A 16,993-nucleotide genomic window follows, 5' to 3' on the forward strand; every position below is an offset into this window, starting at 1 on the left:
CGGCTGCGGCGATGGAATCATGCTGCTTTCCTGCTCCGGCATGGTAAGGGCTGTGCACCGGCGCGACCAGCGCAGGCCATCCCAATTCCGTATCAATTGATCCGATGCCGAACTCGCCCCGTACTGCTGCCATTATCGTCGCCGCCGGTCGCGGCCTGCGCGCCGGCGCGGGCGGTCCCAAGCAATACCGCACCCTCGCCGGACGGCCGGTGATCGCCCGGGCGATGGAGCCGTTCTGCACCCATCCGGACGTGATGGCGGTGCAGCCGGTGACGAATCCCGACGACACCGAGATGTTCAACGCGGCGGTGGCCGGTCTGAATTTCCGCCCTGCGGTCGGCGGCGGCGCCACCCGGCAAGCCTCGGTGCGCGCCGGCCTGGAGGCTTTGGCCGAGCTGAAGCCCGATATCGTGCTGATCCATGACGCCGCGCGCTGCTTCGTCACCCCGGAACTGATCTCCCGCGCCATCACCGCGGCCGGCACGACTGGCGCGGCGCTGCCGGTGGTCCCGGTGACTGACACCATCAAGCAGGTCGACGCCAAGGGCGCGGTCGATGCGACGCCGGACCGTGCGGTGTTGCGGATCGCCCAGACCCCGCAGGCGTTCCGCTTCGACGTGATCCTCGACGCCCACCGGCGCGCGGCCTCTGGCGGCCGGGACGATTTCACCGACGACGCCGCGATCGCCGAATGGGCGGGATTGACGGTGTCGACCTTCGAGGGCGATGCTAACAACATGAAGATGACCACACCGGAAGATTTCGCGCGCGAGGAAAGCCGGCTGATGGCCGCGCTCGGCGATATCCGCACCGGCACCGGCTACGACGTGCATGCGTTCGGCGAAGGCGATCACGTCTGGCTGTGCGGCCTGAAGGTGCCGCACACCCGCGGTTTCCTGGCGCATTCGGACGGCGACGTCGGCCTGCATGCGCTGGTCGACGCGATCCTCGGCGCGCTGGCGGATGGCGACATCGGCTCCCACTTCCCGCCGACCGATCCGCAGTGGAAGGGCGCGGCTTCCGACAAGTTCCTCAAATACGCGATCGACCGCGTCACCGCGCGCGGCGGCCGCGTCGCCAATCTCGAAGTGACGATGATCTGCGAGCGGCCGAAGATCGGCCCGCTGCGCGACGCGATGCGTCAGCGCATCGCCGAGATCACCGGCGTGCCGGTGTCGCGCGTCGCGGTGAAGGCCACCACCAGCGAGAAGCTCGGCTTCACCGGCCGTGAGGAAGGCATCGCGGCGACCGCGTCCGCCACCATCCGGCTGCCCTGGGGCGCCGACGGATTGGCCGGCTGACGATGAGTAGCAACGACGCCCGCGCCCTCGCCCGCTCGTTGCTCGACCTCTGCCGTTCGCGGAAGCTGATGATCGCGACCGCCGAGTCCTGCACCGGCGGTCTGGTCGCCGGCGCGTTGACCGACATCCCCGGCTCGTCCGACGTGATCGACCGCGGTTTCGTCACCTATTCCAACGCCGCCAAGCATGACCTGCTCGGCGTCGAGAACGCCACGCTCACCACCTTCGGCGCCGTCAGCAAGGAAACCGCGATCGCGATGGCGGTCGGCGCGTTGGAGAATGCCGACGTCGATCTCGCGGTCTCGATCACCGGGATCGCCGGCCCCGGCGGCGCAACGCCCGGCAAGCCGGTCGGCCTAGTGCATTTCGCGGTGGCGTCGCGCGACGGCCGGATCTCGCATCGCGAGCAGCGCTTCGGTGCCATCGGCCGCAGCAACGTTCGCCAGCGTTCGGTGGTGGAAGCCTTGCGGATGCTGCTGGAACTCGCCCGGGGCCCGAAGCCGCCGACCAAGGCCAAGCGCGAAGTCGCCACCGGCGTGCACAAACGCGTCGCCCGCTCCCCCCGCCGCGTCGCCGCCAAGCGCCCGCAGCCGAAGCGGCCGGTGAAGCCGAAGAAGACTTAACGGCGGTGCTATTCGTCAGGCCGGCATGAAGTGCACGGCGCGGCCCGATCATCGTCGTCACCCTCCCAGTATTCCAGAGCGCTCGTGATCTTCGGAAGCGCTTTGGGATACTTGGTCGCCCTGACAAGCCGGGCGATGACGCCGGAGTGTTTTGATATTCAAGTATTCAACGTCATTGCGAGCGAAGCGAAGCAAGGCTGATGACGGTGCGAACTAACTACACCCGCGACAGCTTCGGGCCGGTGCCGTAGATCTGGTCGGCACGGGTTTCGAACGCTTCGGCGAAGCGGTGGAACGCGGTGTCGAACATCGCGCCCATCAGGGTGGCGAGCATCCGGCTCTTGAATTCGTAGGCGATGAAGAAGCCGACCTCGCAGGCGCGCTCGGTCTTGGCCGCGAAGGTCCAGCGGTTCTCCAGATTGGAGAACGGGCCTTTCAGATACTCGACCAGTATCTTGAGATTGGCGCGATCGAGGGTGACGCGGCTGGTGAAGGTCTCCTGCACCAGCTTGAACGACACCGTCATGTCGGCGATCACCACCTCGTTGCCGTCCGGCTGCTGGATGCGTTCGCGGATCTTCAGCGCCTTGCACAACGGCACAAATTGCGGATAGCGCTCGACATCGGCGACGAGGTCGAACATCTGCTGGGCACTGTGCGGCACTCTGCGCCTGTTGGAAAACTGCGGCATCGTCTCGGACTTCAGGTCTTGGACTGTTAGCGGGCTCGCGCCGCGCGCGCCGCCTTGAGCTTGGCGAAGTCGTCGCCGGCGTGATGCGACGAGCGCGTCATCGGGCTCGCCGACACCATCAGGAAGCCCTTGGCGTAGGCGGTGGTCTGATAGCCGGCGAACTCGTCCGGCGTGACGTAGCGCATCACCGCGTGGTGCTTGCGGGTCGGCTGCAGATACTGGCCGATGGTGAGGAAATCGACCTCCGCCGAGCGGAGATCGTCCATCACCTGCAGCACCTCGTGGCGCTCCTCGCCGAGGCCGACCATGATGCCGGACTTGGTAAAGATGGTCGGATCGAGTTCCTTCACCCGCTGCAGCAGCCGGATCGAATGGAAGTAACGCGCGCCCGGCCGCACCGACAGATAGCGCGACGGCACGGTTTCGAGGTTGTGGTTGAACACGTCCGGCTTGGCGGCGACCACGACTTCCAACGCGTCATCCTTGCGCAGGAAATCCGGCGTCAGGATCTCGATCGTCGTGGTCGGGCAAGCTTCGCGCACCGCGCGGATCGTCGCGGCAAAGTGCGCCGCGCCGCCATCGGCCAGATCGTCACGGTCGACCGAGGTGATGACCAGGTGCTGCAGCCCGAGCTTCCGCGTCGCCTCGGCGACATAGGCCGGCTCGTTGGCGTCAAGCGCGCCCGGCATCCCGGTCTTGACGTTGCAGAACGCGCACGCCCGGGTGCAGGTGTCCCCCATGATCATGAAGGTGGCGTGCTTCTTGTCCCAGCACTCGCCGATGTTCGGGCAGCCGGCCTCCTCGCACACGGTGTGCAGGCCGTTTTCCTTGACGATGCCGCGGGTCTCGCCATAGCCGCGCGTGGTCGGCGCGCGCACCCGGATCCAATCCGGCTTCTTAGGCGACAGCGCGTCGGGCCGCGACGCCTTCTCCGGATGCCGGGGGCGGACGGGATTGGCGGACACCGTATCGACGAGAACGACCATGAGCTGCCTGGGTTTGCGCGAGAACCCTACCTAATCCGGCCGCCCCCGTCCCGCAACCCGGGCTGCTTGCGGGCCGTTATCCCTTGGAATAATGCTCGAATTGTAAGCATAACGCGCATCGCCGGCCGCGCCTTCTGGCGCACAATCCCTGTCCCAGATGACCAAGCCCCGCGTTCCGAAGGCCTCGCCGGACGGAACACATCCCGCCCTCGGCCCGCTGCTGACGCGCCGGTTCTTTGCCCGCAGCGTCCACGAGGTCGCGCCCGAGCTGATCGGAGCAACGCTGCTGTTCGGCCGCGCCGGCGGCGTGATCGTCGAGGTCGAAGCCTATCACCACACCGACCCGGCGGCGCATTCCTACGGCGGGCCGACACCGCGCAACCAGGTGATGTTCGGCCCGCCGGGCGTCGCCTACGTGTATCGCTCCTACGGCATCCATTGGTGCGTGAATGTCGTCTGCGAGCCCGAAGGCTCCGCCAGCGCGGTGCTGATCCGCGCGCTGGAGCCGACCCACGGCCTTGCGGCGATGCGCAAGCGCCGCGGCCTCGACGAGCCGCGCAGCCTGTGCTCCGGCCCCGGCAAGCTGGCGCAGGCCCTCGACATCACCATCGCGCACAACGGCCTACCGCTCGATGCCGCCCCGTTCGCGATCCATCGCCGGATCACCATGCCGGAGATCGTCACGGGACCGCGCATCGGCATCACCAAAGCTGCGGACTATCCGTGGCGCTATGGGCTGAAGGGTTCGCGATTTTTGAGCAAGCCATTCCCGCGATCAATTTGATCGAAGCTGGCCTCATCAAAACCGGTCATCGCCCGGCTTGTCCGGGCGACCCAGTATTGCAGAGCGCTGCGGCTAAGTAACGGGCGCTCTGGGATACTGGGCCCTCCGCTTTCGCGGAGGGACGTTTGTTTGCGGCGCAGCGCTGCGGCCTCAGCTTGCCGCCGCCCTCGCCTTCCGCAGATGGTCCGGGTACCACACCGTGAAGATCGCGGTGCCGATCAGCACCGCGTAGGAGATCAGCTCGTAGGCGAGTTCGGGCAGCGCGACCTGCTCCATCTTGCCGAATGCCAGCGCCGCGTTGATGGTGAAAGCCGTCGCCCAGATCCCGGTCATCAGCACGTTGATGCGGATGAATTTCGGATCATTCCAGACCGCCGGATCGACATGCTCCTTGGCGTAGTCGAGCGTGAACGGCTTGCCGAGCAGAATGGTCAGCCAGGCCCCGGCCGCCAACGCGCCGTTGGCGAGCACGCCGAGATGGCGCAGCGTCCAGGTGTCGTTGAACCCCATCACCGCGACGGTCGCGGCGCCGAAAAACACCACGCCGACCCACAGAATGATACCGCGATGGAGCTTCAGCACGCCCATCACGACCGTCAGCGCCAGTGCGACGCAGAGGCCGATCTCGACCCGGAGCAGCGTGTCACGGGCGATGATCAGAAACGACAGCCACGGCGCAAACGAGATCAGCAGCTTGAGAAAAGCGAGCATCGGCACAGCCCCGTTGATGCCCGATCCTACGCGATCGCCGCGGTGTCATACTTTGGCGCCGATCAACGCCGCAGCGACGGACAGCCGGTGCAAGGAAAGCGCTCAGCCGAGCGTGTGGCACACCGCTTCGAGCCGGTTGCCGTCCGGGTCGGCGATGAAGGCCGCGTAGTAACCAGGATGATAATCGCGCAGTCCCGGCGCGCCCTGATCGGCGCCGCCGTGCGCGAGCCCGGCTTTCCAGAATGCGTCGACCACGGCGCGGCTTTTCGCCTTGAAGCACCAGTGCCGGCCATAGGCCGGCTCCGGCCTGTCGCCCTTACGGATCGACAGATAGACGCGGTCCGGATGGTCAGGCCGCGCCCGCTCGCCATAGCCCAGCCAATCGCCGCGGGCGCCGACCTTGACGATGCCGAGCGCCGCCATGATCGCGTCGTAGAACGGCTCGGCCACCGCCATGTCGGACACGGTGATCGAGACGTGGTCGAGCAAAGGTCAGCTCGCGTTCTTCAGCCGAAGCAGCGCTTCGAGGATCTTGACCTTGCGCGCGACCGCGGCCTCGCGCTTTTCGCGTTCTTCCTCGACGACTTCTTCAGCAGCATTGGCGACGAACTTCTCGTTCGCCAGTTTGGCCTCGGCGCGCTTGATGTCGGCTTCGGCCTTGCCGAGTTCCTTCTCGAGCCGGACCTGCTCGGCGGCGAAATCGACCACGCCCTTGAGCGGCAGCGCCGCCACTTCGCCGCGCACCAGGAGCTGCACCGCCCCCTGCGGGGCGGCGTCCGCAAACGAGATGTCGCCGACGCGCGCCAGCCGCTTGATCACGTCGCTCCAGCGGCTCGCCCGCGCATTGGTGTCGGCGGAAGCGCCTGCCAGCACCAGCGGCGTCAGGGTCGACGGCACGATGTTCATCTCGGCGCGCACCGAGCGGATCGCGGTGACGAGATCGACCACCCAGCCGATCTCGGCTTCGGCCGCATCGTCGGTGAAGTCCGGCTCCTGCGGCTCCGGAATTGCCAGCATCGCCGGCCCGGCCATCGGATCGGTCGCGGCAGAGGCCGCCAGCACCGACACTTCCTCGTCCGAGATCCCCGCCTTGCGCGACCACGGCGCCAGCACCAGCAGTCCGTCGCGCGGCGCGGTCACCGCCCACAGCTCTTCGGTGATGAACGGCATGAACGGATGCAGGATCTTGAGGATCTCGTCGCGCGCCCACGCCACCATCGCCCGGGTCTCGGTCTTGGCAGTGCCCTCCTCGCCCATCAGCACCGGCTTGGCGAGTTCGAGATACCAGTCGCAATATACGTTCCAGACGAAGCGATACGCGGCTTCGGCGGCGTCGTTGAAGCGATAGGATTCGATCGCCTCGGTGACCTCGCGCACCGCGCGGACGGTCTCGTGCGCGATCCAGCGGTTCAGCGTTTCCTTGGCCGCCGTGTAGTCGAAGCCGGCGGGCGCGACGCAGCCGTTCATCTCGGCGAAGCGGCAGGCGTTCCAAAGCTTGGTGGCGAAGTTGCGATAGCCTTCGACGCGTGAGGTCGCGAGCTTGATGTCGCGGCCCTGCGCCGCCATCGCCGCCAGCGTGAAGCGCAGCGCATCGGCGCCGTATTCGTCGATCAGGTTGAGCGGATCGATGACGTTGCCCTTCGACTTCGACATCTTGGCGCCCTTCTCGTCGCGGACGAGGGCGTGGATGTAGACGGTCGGGAACGGCACATCGTCCATGAAGTGCAGGCCCATCATCATCATCCGGGCGACCCAGAAGAAGATGATGTCGAAGCCGGTGACCAGCACGTTGGTCGGATAGTAGCGGTCGAGTTCGGGCGTCTCGTCCGGCCAGCCGAGCGTCGAGAACGGCCACAGTGCCGACGAGAACCAGGTATCGAGCACGTCCTCGTCGCGGGTGATGAAGCCCTCGCGCTTGGCGGGATCTTCCGCCATGTCGTGGGCCTGCGCGGGCGTGATCACTTCCTGCTCGACGTAGTAGCCGAGCGCATTGCCGACCGCCTCTTCCTCGGTTTCGGCGACGAACACCTTGCCGTCCGGCCCATACCACGCCGGGATCTGGTGGCCCCACCACAGCTGGCGCGAGATGCACCACGGCTGGATGTTCTCCATCCACTCGAAGTAGGTCTTCTCCCAGTTCTTCGGCACGAAGGTGGTCTCACCCGAGCGCACCGCGGCGATCGCCGGCTGCGCCAGCGTCTTGGCGTCGACGTACCACTGATCGGTGAGGAACGGTTCGATCACCACGCCGGAGCGGTCGCCGTGCGGCACCATGTGGACGTTGGGCTCGATCTTCTCCAGGAAGCCGAAATCATCGAGCCGCGCCACGATCATCTTGCGGGCCACGAAGCGGTCGGTGCCGTTGATCTCCTCGGCGAATTCGCGCGCGCCTTCCGGCAGGCCTTCGAGATAGGCGCTGTTGTCCGCGACCGAGATCTTGCCCTCGATGTCGAGCACATTGATCTGCGGGAGATGATGCCGCTTCCCGACCTCGAAGTCGTTGAAGTCGTGCGCCGGCGTGATCTTCACCGCGCCCGAGCCCTTCTCGGGGTCGGAGTACTCGTCGGCAACGATCGGAATCCGCCGGCCGACCAGCGGCAGGATGACGTGCTTGCCGACCAGATGCGTATAGCGCTCGTCTTCCGGATTCACCGCCACCGCGGTGTCGCCCAGCATGGTTTCGGGACGCGTGGTCGCAACGACGATGAAGGTCGACGGGTCGGCCGGGTCGAAGGTCTTGCCTTCGATCGGATAGCGCAGGTGCCAGAGGTTGCCCTTCACCTCGATCTGCTGGACTTCCAGATCCGAGATCGCGGTCAGCAGCTTCGGGTCCCAATTGACCAGCCGCTTGTCCTTGTAGATCAGGCCCTGGCGGTGCAGCTCGACGAACACCTTGGCGACGGCGCGGGACAGTCCCTCGTCCATGGTGAAGCGCTCGCGCGACCAGTCGCACGACGCGCCGAGCCGCTTGAGCTGGTTGACGATGACGCCGCCGCTCTCGGCCTTCCACTGCCACACCCGCTCCAGGAACTTGGCGCGGCCCATGTCACGGCGGCTCGGCTCCTGGCGCTCCATCAGCTGGCGCTCGACCACCATCTGGGTGGCGATGCCGGCGTGGTCGGTGCCGGGCTGCCACAGCACGTCGCGGCCGCGCATCCGCTCGAACCGGCACAGGATGTCCTGCAGCGTGTTGTTGAGCGCATGGCCCATGTGCAGCGAGCCGGTGACGTTCGGCGGCGGAATCACGATCGAGTACGGGACGGCGTCGCGGCGATCCGGACGGCCGGCCTTGAAGGCCTCCGCGTCTTCCCAGGCGCGCGAAATGCGGGCCTCGATGTCGGCTGGCTGGTAGGTTTTCTCGATCATGGCGCTGCAATCAAAAAAGGCGCGTCGCCGGGCCGCGAACGCGCTCGTTGGACGACGCTAGAAACCTTCCGGCGCGCCGCAAGTCAACAATGGAGGCCGGTCCATTGGATCAGGCGGAGGCAGCGCCTCCGCCAAACGGGCTCAGCGCCCGCGCGAGACCCGCTCGATTTCCTGGCGGACGATCCGCTCGACCAGCGTCGGCAGATTGTCGTCGAGCCAAGCCTTCAGCATCGGCCGCAGCATCTCCTTGACCAGATCCTCGAGGGTCCGGGCATTGTTGCTGAGCACCGTAGTGGCGAGCGAATTGAACGCCGATTCCACCGCCGCGGCGGTGGTCCGCGACAGGATCGGCTGCTGCGGCTCTTCGCTCCAGGCCGCCGCCGCGGGCGGCGGCTCGTAGGCCGGCTCCGGCGCACGCGGCTTGGGCGCGGCCTCGGCGAATTCGATATCGTCCTCGATCGGCGCCTTCTGAACGGGCGGCGGCGGAGGTGGTGGTGGTGGCGGCGCCGGCTCGGGTTCGGGCTCCGGCAGCGCCATCTCGTCGGTCAGTTCGAGCACGTCGCCATCCGGCTGCGGCGGACGAACCTCCTCCTCCGTGGTGTCGGCGTCGAGGCCGGCCAGCAGCGCGTCGATGTCGTCCTGACTGTTGCTCTCGGCCGGAGCCGGCGTTGGCGGAGGCGCCGGCTTCGGCGCAGCGGCGGCGGCGGGTTTGGGCGGCGCGGCTTGCGCCACCGGACTCGGTGCAGACGGAGGTGGGGTCATGGCCGCGGGCTTGCTCGGCGGGGGAGCCGGCTTGGGCGGCTCCGGCTTCGGGGCAACGGCCACCGGCGCAGGAGCCGGGGTCGCGGGCTTGGCTTCGTCATCGGCAATGATGCGACGGATCGACGCCAGAATCTCCTCCATGGAAGGCTCTTGCGCCTTTGCAGGCTGCGTCATCTCCGACTCCACATCATCACGCCCTTCCCGGCGTTGTAACATCAAAGCTCTACGGGAGAGACCGGTTCCGGATCGGCGGCGCCAGGTTTCGCGTTGGAAGCAGGACTTGTCCCCAGCTTCAACTACGGTACGCCCCGAGGTCCGCGCCACGTGTAACAACGTGGAGCGCCGCGAAACACGGGCGCATCTCCGACTCGAATCGTCACGACGACCCGATCAACGGTAGGCAGCCGATTAGTTGTTTGCAAGCAAACGCGCCCGGGCAGAATCCCGGGCGCAGCCGCGGCCGCAATCAGCGGCCGTCGGGAGTCCGCACGCCGCCCCAGCTGTCACGCACCTGCTGGTAGTGCACGCTGGGATCATAGACGTCGGTCTTGAGGCCGAGCACCTGCGGCGACAACCGGCCGACCGCGTTCAGCACCGCATAAGAAGCAACGACGCGGTCATGCTGCGCGGTCACCAGCGCGACGCGGGCATTCACCAGCGCCTGCTGCGCGTTCAACACGTCGAGCGTGGTGCGCTGGCCGGCGCGGGCTTCTTCACGCACGCCGTTGAGCGCGATTTCCGAGGCCTTGACCTGGGACTGCGCCGACGAGACCTGCGCCTTGGCGGCCTGCAGCTGGCCCCACGCCTGCACCACGCTGGCGCGGGTCTGGTCGCGGACCTGTTCGAGGTTGAGGCGCTGCTGCGCCAGCGTTTCCTTCGATTGCCGGATCAGCGCGTATTCACCACCGCCCTGGTAGATCGGGACCGACAGCTGCGCGACGCCCGAAGCGAGGAACTGGCGCGGCGACGAGATCGACGGCTCCCACGACTGCTGCGCGCTGGCCTGCAGCGTCAGCGTCGGGAACAGCGCCCCCTCGTTGATCTTCACGTTCAGATAGCTGACGTCGATGCCGTACATCGCAGCGGTGACGTTCGGATTCTCGACCAGCGCCAGATTGATCGCCTGGGCCAGCGAGGTCGGCAGATAGCGATCGACCGGCGAACCCGGCGCGAGATTGCCCGGCTCGGTGCCGATGATGCGGCGGTAGTTCGACCGCGTCGTGGTCAGCGTCGATTCGGCGGCCAGCTGCTGGGTGTTGCCTGCCGCGAGCTGCGCCTGCGACTGCGCCACGTCGGTGCGGGTCACCTCGCCGACGTTGAAGCGATCGTTGGTCTGCCGCAGCGTCTGCTCGAGCACGCGCACGTTGGAGCGCTGCACTTCGAGCGTGGCCGAGTCGCGCAGGTAGTCCATGTAGATGGTCGCGGCCGACAGCAACACCGACTGCTCCAGCACCCGCAGACCTTCACGCGCCGACGACACCTGGCTCTCGGCCGCACGGGTGCGGTTCGCCGTCTGATTGCCGTTGAACAGCGTCTGCGATGCGGTCACGCCGACCGAACGCGGGACCTGCGTCCCGGACGCCTGAAACTGGTTGCCGGCGACCGACGAAATCACGTCGGTGTACTGATAACCGCCGCTCGCCGTGACGGCGACCTTGGGCCGGTAGCCGGACAGAGCCTGCGGGACCGATTCGTCGGTGGCGCGCACCGAGGCGCGCTGTGCATTGAGTTGAGGATTAGTCTGGTAAGCGCGAACCAGCGCGCCTTCGATGGTATCCGCTCGGGCCGCTGTCTGCGACACGCACGCCAGAACGATGCCGGCAGCCGCGAGGCCGGAAATCCGCTTAAGCCCATCCATTCTGGCAATCCAATCCTGAACTTTTCCCCACACCGGACTTTCCGGTGCCCAACGCCGTGCGCTCGGCCGAACGATGTCCGGTAAGTCCATCCTCACCATAGGACACGGAATTGCCCGAAGAAACCCCCCGGCCGTGGTGCACAACGAAACTTGCGAGCTGGGGCATTCGCGCCACAGGTATGATTCCTCGAAAGAATCCGGCCGCTTGCGTCAGAATTCGAAGGCCGGCGCGCGCTCCAAACCGGGCAGCACGGGAATCGACGCATCGAACAGAATGCGGGCACCGTAGTCGCCGTGCGAGCGAGTCACCACGGTAACGCGCTGCGGCCGACCGTTGGCGAAGGCGCCGACCAGGCGGCCGCCGAGCTTCAGCTGATCGTACAGCGCGGTCGGTTCGACCTCGGTGGCGCCGCACAGCAGGATCGCGTCGAACGGCGAGTCGTGCAGATCGCCCTTCGCCGCCTCAGCGACCCGGACATTGACGTTGGACACACCGAGCGCCGGCAGCGTCGAGCGGATGCGCTGCGCCAGCGATTCGTCGTCGATCGTCGTGGTGACGCGGGTAACCAGCTTCGCCGCCACGGCGGCGATGTACCCGGTCGGGCAGCCCACAACGAGCACGCGGTCGTCGTGCTGCAGCTCGGCAGCCTGCAGCATCCGCGCGGTCATGATCGGATTGAGCATGAAGTGCTTGTGGCCGTCGTGGCCTTCGATCTCGAGATCAAGGTCGAGATAGACCAGCTCGCGCTTTGATTCCGGCACGAATGCCTCGCGCGGCAGCGCCCGCATCGCATCGATGATTCGCCAATCGGTCACGCTGGCAGGCCGAATTTGCCCGTCGACCATGTTTTGCCGCGCGCGCTCGAATTCCAACATCCTCGATCCCCTGCGTGAAACCCGCGCCATCCATGCTGCAACGCCGCTGAAAACGCAACATGTCGCCGCACTCAACAGATTTAGTGCAAAGGGGGCTTCACGCGGCGCAGATCATCCCCTAAATAGCCCTCGCCGTCACGGCGGCTCGCCGCGGCGTTGCGGCGGAAAACGGCCGGTGTGGATCGACCGATTTCTGCTTTCCAACGCCGAACGGCTTTGTTATACGCTGCCCCGCGAAGCGCTGCTTCGCATGTTCCCTGGTAGCTCAGTGGTAGAGCAACCGGCTGTTAACCGGTTGGTCGCTGGTTCGAATCCGGCCCGGGGAGCCATTCTCATTTTCCATCATTGCAGGTCGTGACGCCCACGCTAGCTCGTGGGCTCCCGAGGATGCGCCAGCTCCTCACAGCGGCGCGCCGGCGACCTTTCACGCCGCTGTGACTCCGCCTCCCCCAGTCCCCGGAACGTTCTCGCGCCGACGCACGTTGCGTCGGCATCGGAAACAAAGAGGGAGACCAAAGATGTTGAAGCCGATCACCTTTTCCGCTGCCGTGCTCGCGGGCGCCGTGGCCCTGACCAGCGCCGCCTCGGCTCAGCAGCCGACGCAGATGCGCGGCCAGCTTTACGGCGAGACGTATCGTCATCAGGGTTATCAGGAGCGTGGCTACCAGGAGCGCAATTGGCGCGACAGCAACGCGTTCTGGCCGGGCCAGGTGGCTGCCGGCGTCGTTGGCGGCGCGATCGGCGCGGCGGGGGCCATCGCCACGGCACCGTTCGAGGCCGGCTATCAGGGCAACTACGACATGCGCACTTACGCCGAGCGTAACGGCTTCGTCTGTCTACCGGGCACCACCTTCCGCGGCGAAGATGGACGGATGCATCTCTGCCAGTAAGCAGCCGTTCAGCATAACGGTCGAACCGAGCCGCCTCCTCCCTGGGGGCGGCTTTGTTCTTGACCGCATCCGTTGCGGATCAGCTCACCACGCCCCGCGCGACGAAGGCCGATCGCTAAAATTGTAGCGATCGGCTCAACCGGCCCCACAACAGTTTTCGCCACACTCAGGTTCGGACAGGGGAGCCGAACCATGAGCGAAGCCGAATACGATCTGTTGCTGGAATCGATCAGCGACGCCGTTGCGGAAAGCACGCAGGACAACGTCGTGCGGCCGAACGTGGTGGCGACGATGCGCCGCGCCGCCAACGACAATTCGGTCGAATGGCCGCTGCTGCCGTTCCCGTCCGACTGGTACGCCTCCTGCTGAGCGAGGCGCTGCTGCCGGCCGTTAGCGGCCTTCCTGCGCGACGGTGTCCGCCAGCGAATCCAAATGCCGCTCCGCCAGCTCTTCGATCACCAGATCGGGCTTCTCGCGTTCGATCAACGGCGCGATCTCGCGTGACGGCTTGAAGCCCGACCGGGCGACATAGACCACCTCACCAAAACTGCGCGACAGATACTTCACCAGTGCTCCGGTGAAAGAGTCGCCGATGAACATGATCTTGTATTTGGCTTGCGGACAGAACGTCCGCCCGATCGAAATGTCGTCGCCCACGGGCTGATACGCCGTCGCGGTGAAGGCACAGCGATCGGCCGGCAGCTCCGACAGCCGGGTCGTTTCCCGCCGCGTCAATCCTGCCATGCCGGCGAGATCGCCCGCGTGGTCTGAGGGAATCGCAAACTTCGTCGCATCGAGATCGAGCACCGGCAGATCGGTCAGCGGCAGCGCGGCCATGATGCGGCGATAGCCGAGATACGCGCCCCAATCGGTCCAGTGCGAGTCGTCTTTGAGGTACACCTGCCCGTCGGTCTTGCCCTGCCGCAGCGTGGCCCGCAGATCGAGCACCGGGAGGCGCGCAGCTTCCGCCATCGCGACGACTTGGTCGAGCTGCGACGGCGGATCGCGCCGCGACATGAAACTCGGCATCATCTCCGGATAGATCGTGTGCTTGTCCGGTACGACCACGAATAAATATGGTCGGCCGGCCGCCTGCAGCGGGCGCATCCGCAACGCGAGCGCGGCTTCGGTATTGGCAAGCTGCAGCGTGCTGAACGGATGCTGGTTGCGATACAGCTCGATCGAATTGTCGCCGGCGTAGAACAGCCAGTCGTCCTTGCCGAACACCACTTTGTCCGACGGCGAGCGTCCCAGCATCACCGTGGTGAAGTTCGAGTTCAGCCGGAGCAGCAGCTTTCGCAAGCCGAAATTGTCGTTGAAATAAGCATCGAACCGTTCCGGGAAGCTGTCCCACTGCGCCGCGGTGCGCGGCCATTCCGGGAGCTGCGTCAGTGCCCGCTTCTCGCCGATGCTGATCTCGGCGTGCTTGAAGGTCATCGCGATCAGCGACGCGAACGAAAACGCCGCGACGAGGCCCACCAAGGCGCCGCAGTACAGCCGAACGGTGAAAGGAGTTCGCTGCATCGCTAGAACCGGAAATAGATGAAGGGATTATAGGTGCCGGCCGCGACCTGGCTGCTGGCCAGCAGGCCGATCGTCAACAGCACGATCAGCCGGCCCGTCATCATCAGGGTCCCATCACCGCCAATCTGCAAGGTGCGGACGTCGGGATGCACCCGGCCCTGGTTCTGGTCCCGGCGCAGCCGCCAGTCCGCGGTCAGCGGACTGAACACCGCAGCGCTCGCCAGACTTCCCATCACCAGGCAGATGACGACCAGCGGATCGACATTGCCGAGGAAATCCAGCGACCAGCCGGCGCCGAGCCCGACCATGGCGCGCAAATAGGTGATGGCGTGAGACAGGTCGGTGGCGCGGAAGAACACCCAGGCCAGCGACACCACGGCCAGCGTATAGAGGTGCCGCACCGGCCGCGGCATCCGCGCCAGCAGCGACGCCAATCCGAGCCGTTCGAAGATCAGGAACAGGCCGTGGATCAGGCCCCAGACCACGAACGTCCAGTTCGCGCCATGCCACAGCCCGCACAGCAGGAACACGGTGGCGAGATTGAAATACACCCGCCACGGCGGCACGCGGTTGCCGCCCAGCGGGATGTAGAGATAGTCGCGCAGCCAGTTCGACAGCGAGATGTGCCAGCGCCGCCAGAATTCCTGCAGCGACTGCGACAGATACGGATAGTTGAAGTTCTCCAGGAAGGTGAAGCCGAACAGCCGCGCCAGCCCGATCGCCATGTCCGAATAGGCCGAGAAGTCGAGATAGATCTGCAAGGTGTAGCAGAGCAGCCCGAGCCAGGCCGCGCCCGGGCTGAGGTCGGCTGCCGGCAGCGCAAAGATCCGGTCGGCGACTTCTCCGAGCGGATTGGCCAGCAGCATCTTCTTGCCGAAGCCGGCCAAAAACCGCTCGATGCCGGAGGCCGCCAGTTCGAGCGTCACCGGCCGGCGCCGAAGCTGATCGGAGATGTCGTGATAGCGGATGATCGGGCCGGCAATCAGTTGCGGAAAGAACGCAATGTACAGCGCGAAGTCGACCGGCCGGCGCTGCGCGCGGGCAACGCCGCGATAGACGTCGATCACATAAGACAGCGCGTGGAAGGTGAAGAACGAAATCCCCAGCGGCAGATGCGGCGCCACCACGGTGACTGGCGCGATGCCCACCGTCGCCAGCAGCGCGTTGAGGTTCGCGATCAGGAATTCTGAATACTTGAACACCGCAAGCAGGCCGATGTTCAGCACCACCGCGGCGGCCACCACCAGCTTGCGCCGGCCCGGGTCCGTCAGGGCATCGAGCGCCAGCCCGAGCAGCCAGTTGCCGAAAATCGACCCCAGCATCACCAGCGCGAAGAACCGCTCGCCCCAGGCATAGAACACCAGGCTGGCGACCAGCAGCACGCTGTTGCGAAGCGGCCGCGGCACGCTCCAGTAGACCAGGAGCAGCAGCGGCATGAACAGGAACAGGAAGACCGGCGAACTGAACAGCATCAGGCCATCGCCCTCGCTTCCCAGCTCCTGCAATTGCGCTCCGGCATCGCCGCCCCGTCGTTTGGTGCGCCTTCTCCTTGCGCGAGCGCCCCCGATTGTTCAAGGCCGCCTCTGTCCCCGGGCTTTTCGTTGGATGGGGCATTCGCGCGTGACCTGATTCCGCGCGCAACAGCGCGTGACTCGACGCGGTTCCGGTCGAGTCTCAGGAAGATCGGCTAAGTGCTTGATTGGAAAGTGGAGGCCACGACCAGAATTGAACTGGTGTACACGGTTTTGCAGACCGTTGCGTAACCACTCCGCCACGTGGCCCCACGCGGCGAACTCATATACGGCCGAACGGCGATAGGCAACCTTCGCACAGCACGTTGCAGCGATCGAGATCGTCGCGTCAGGCCGCGGCGCGGGCGCGTGCCCTCACCCGCGCTTCCTGCGGCGCCAGTCGCGCTTCTTCGGCTTTGGGGCCAGATCCGGCCGCTCGGCCTGGACCTGCTTGAACCGCGCCAGCATCCGGTCGAAGGCTGACAGCAAGGCGGTCTCGATCTCGGGGCGATGCTCCAGCCGCGACAGCAGCATGGCGGCGGCTTCCAGCGTCGACAGCCCGTCGCGGCGCGGCTCCTTGCGCAGCCGGCCGTAGCGCGACGGCGCCGCGGGGTCGAGAATCACCCGCTGACATTTCAGCATCCAGGCGTTGCGCCACCACAGCGCCTTGGCCTGGCTCCAGGTGCCGTCGAGCAGCACCACGCCCTCGATCTCGTCGAGGACCATGTCCTGATACGGCTCGGGCTGCCCCTTGGCGTCGACCGCGAGGATCTCCTGTCCCTCGGCCAATTCGGCCGCGCGGGCCGAGCCGAGATACAGCACCGCCCAGCGCGACGGATCATGCACGGTGCGGCCGAGCGCCTTGGACAGGCTCGGCCATGACAGCCCGATCCGCACCACCGCGTTCTTGAAATGCTGCGCGGTCAGCCGCGCGGTGCCGAGTGCGCGGTCCTGTTCCTGCGGATGCTGCAGAATCAGAAGCTGGATGCGGCTGGCGATCGGCTCGACGGTGTCGCAGATGCACAGCGGCAGCGCCTTGCCGCAGCGCTCGCACTCCGGTTCAGGCGCGCCAAGCTCTGCCGCAGGTATCTGGTGTTCGGTCGTCATCTC

16 protein-coding genes and 2 tRNA genes are annotated in these 16,993 nt (G+C 66.2%); 6 read left to right on the forward strand and 12 right to left on the reverse strand.

The window, feature by feature from the left end:
* Window positions 1-104: 104 nt before the first annotated feature.
* Complete coding sequence (locus DY467_RS01350; RefSeq protein WP_164633732.1) at window positions 105-1,301, forward strand: bifunctional 2-C-methyl-D-erythritol 4-phosphate cytidylyltransferase/2-C-methyl-D-erythritol 2,4-cyclodiphosphate synthase; 1,197 nt, start codon at window positions 105-107, stop codon at window positions 1,299-1,301.
* A gap of 2 nt (window positions 1,302-1,303) precedes the next feature.
* Window positions 1,304-1,924, forward strand: coding sequence for a CinA family protein (locus DY467_RS01355; RefSeq protein ID WP_107344566.1), 621 nt, complete (start codon window positions 1,304-1,306; stop codon window positions 1,922-1,924).
* Between the two features lie 217 nt (window positions 1,925-2,141).
* Here DY467_RS01355 and DY467_RS01360 read toward each other — a convergent pair whose 3' ends face one another.
* Window positions 2,142-2,615: a type II toxin-antitoxin system RatA family toxin gene (locus DY467_RS01360; RefSeq protein ID WP_012496037.1), complete on the reverse strand. Its 474-nt coding sequence runs from the start codon at window positions 2,613-2,615 to the stop codon at window positions 2,142-2,144.
* A 26-nt stretch (window positions 2,616-2,641) separates the two neighbouring features.
* A complete protein-coding gene (gene lipA / locus DY467_RS01365; RefSeq protein WP_164633733.1) occupies window positions 2,642-3,601 on the reverse strand; it encodes a lipoyl synthase in 960 nt (319 codons plus the stop codon).
* A 157-nt stretch (window positions 3,602-3,758) separates the two neighbouring features.
* Here lipA and DY467_RS01370 point away from each other — a divergent pair, with 157 nt between their 5' ends.
* A complete protein-coding gene (locus DY467_RS01370; RefSeq protein ID WP_164633734.1) occupies window positions 3,759-4,385 on the forward strand; it encodes a DNA-3-methyladenine glycosylase in 627 nt (208 codons plus the stop codon).
* Between the two features lie 150 nt (window positions 4,386-4,535).
* On the opposite strand, the gene DY467_RS01375 is transcribed toward DY467_RS01370, so the two are convergent.
* The 6 genes from DY467_RS01375 to DY467_RS01400 all read right to left on the reverse strand — a co-directional run bounded on the left by DY467_RS01375 (window position 4,536) and on the right by DY467_RS01400 (window position 11,958).
* Window positions 4,536-5,096 (reverse strand): hypothetical protein, encoded by a 561-nt coding sequence (locus DY467_RS01375; RefSeq protein ID WP_164633735.1) that lies wholly within the window; start codon window positions 5,094-5,096, stop codon window positions 4,536-4,538.
* Window positions 5,097-5,198: 102 nt separating this feature from the next.
* Window positions 5,199-5,585, reverse strand: a complete 387-nt coding sequence (locus DY467_RS01380; RefSeq protein ID WP_164633736.1) for a VOC family protein — start codon at window positions 5,583-5,585, stop codon at window positions 5,199-5,201.
* 3 nt (window positions 5,586-5,588) lie between these two features.
* Window positions 5,589-8,462 carry a valine--tRNA ligase gene (locus DY467_RS01385; protein ID WP_164633737.1) on the reverse strand — a complete coding sequence of 958 codons (2,874 nt, stop codon included), beginning with the start codon at window positions 8,460-8,462 and terminating at the stop codon, window positions 5,589-5,591.
* Window positions 8,463-8,603: 141 nt separating this feature from the next.
* Window positions 8,604-9,398: a PopZ family protein gene (locus DY467_RS01390; protein ID WP_164633738.1), complete on the reverse strand. Its 795-nt coding sequence runs from the start codon at window positions 9,396-9,398 to the stop codon at window positions 8,604-8,606.
* 292 nt (window positions 9,399-9,690) lie between these two features.
* Complete coding sequence (locus DY467_RS01395) at window positions 9,691-11,082, reverse strand: TolC family outer membrane protein (protein WP_107344559.1); 1,392 nt, start codon at window positions 11,080-11,082, stop codon at window positions 9,691-9,693.
* 210 nt (window positions 11,083-11,292) lie between these two features.
* Window positions 11,293-11,958 carry a protein-L-isoaspartate O-methyltransferase family protein gene (locus tag DY467_RS01400; protein WP_164633739.1) on the reverse strand — a complete coding sequence of 222 codons (666 nt, stop codon included), beginning with the start codon at window positions 11,956-11,958 and terminating at the stop codon, window positions 11,293-11,295.
* 254 nt (window positions 11,959-12,212) lie between these two features.
* On the opposite strand from DY467_RS01400, the gene DY467_RS01405 reads away from it, so the two are divergent.
* The 3 genes from DY467_RS01405 (at window position 12,213) to DY467_RS26135 (ending at window position 13,217) form a co-directional block, all read left to right on the forward strand.
* Window positions 12,213-12,287, forward strand: a tRNA-Asn gene (locus DY467_RS01405).
* Between the two features lie 189 nt (window positions 12,288-12,476).
* On the forward strand, window positions 12,477-12,848 hold the full coding sequence (locus tag DY467_RS01410; RefSeq protein WP_164633740.1) for a hypothetical protein: 372 nt from the start codon (window positions 12,477-12,479) through the stop codon (window positions 12,846-12,848).
* A 192-nt stretch (window positions 12,849-13,040) separates the two neighbouring features.
* Window positions 13,041-13,217, forward strand: coding sequence for a hypothetical protein (locus DY467_RS26135; protein WP_199851737.1), 177 nt, complete (start codon window positions 13,041-13,043; stop codon window positions 13,215-13,217).
* Window positions 13,218-13,238: 21 nt separating this feature from the next.
* On the opposite strand, the gene DY467_RS01415 is transcribed toward DY467_RS26135, so the two are convergent.
* The 4 genes from DY467_RS01415 to DY467_RS01430 form a co-directional block, all read right to left on the reverse strand.
* Window positions 13,239-14,372: an alginate O-acetyltransferase AlgX-related protein gene (locus tag DY467_RS01415; RefSeq protein ID WP_164633741.1), complete on the reverse strand. Its 1,134-nt coding sequence runs from the start codon at window positions 14,370-14,372 to the stop codon at window positions 13,239-13,241.
* Window positions 14,373-14,374: 2 nt separating this feature from the next.
* Window positions 14,375-15,877, reverse strand: coding sequence for an MBOAT family O-acyltransferase (locus DY467_RS01420; RefSeq protein WP_246701422.1), 1,503 nt, complete (start codon window positions 15,875-15,877; stop codon window positions 14,375-14,377).
* A gap of 202 nt (window positions 15,878-16,079) precedes the next feature.
* Window positions 16,080-16,153, reverse strand: a tRNA-Cys gene (locus tag DY467_RS01425).
* A gap of 105 nt (window positions 16,154-16,258) precedes the next feature.
* Window positions 16,259-16,990, reverse strand: coding sequence for a tRNA-uridine aminocarboxypropyltransferase (locus tag DY467_RS01430; RefSeq protein WP_164633742.1), 732 nt, complete (start codon window positions 16,988-16,990; stop codon window positions 16,259-16,261).
* Window positions 16,991-16,993: the final 3 nt, after the last annotated feature.

The organism is Rhodopseudomonas sp. BR0G17, assembly GCF_010907025.1.
In the GTDB taxonomy this organism is placed as follows: Bacteria; Pseudomonadota; Alphaproteobacteria; order Rhizobiales; family Xanthobacteraceae; genus Rhodopseudomonas; species Rhodopseudomonas palustris_H.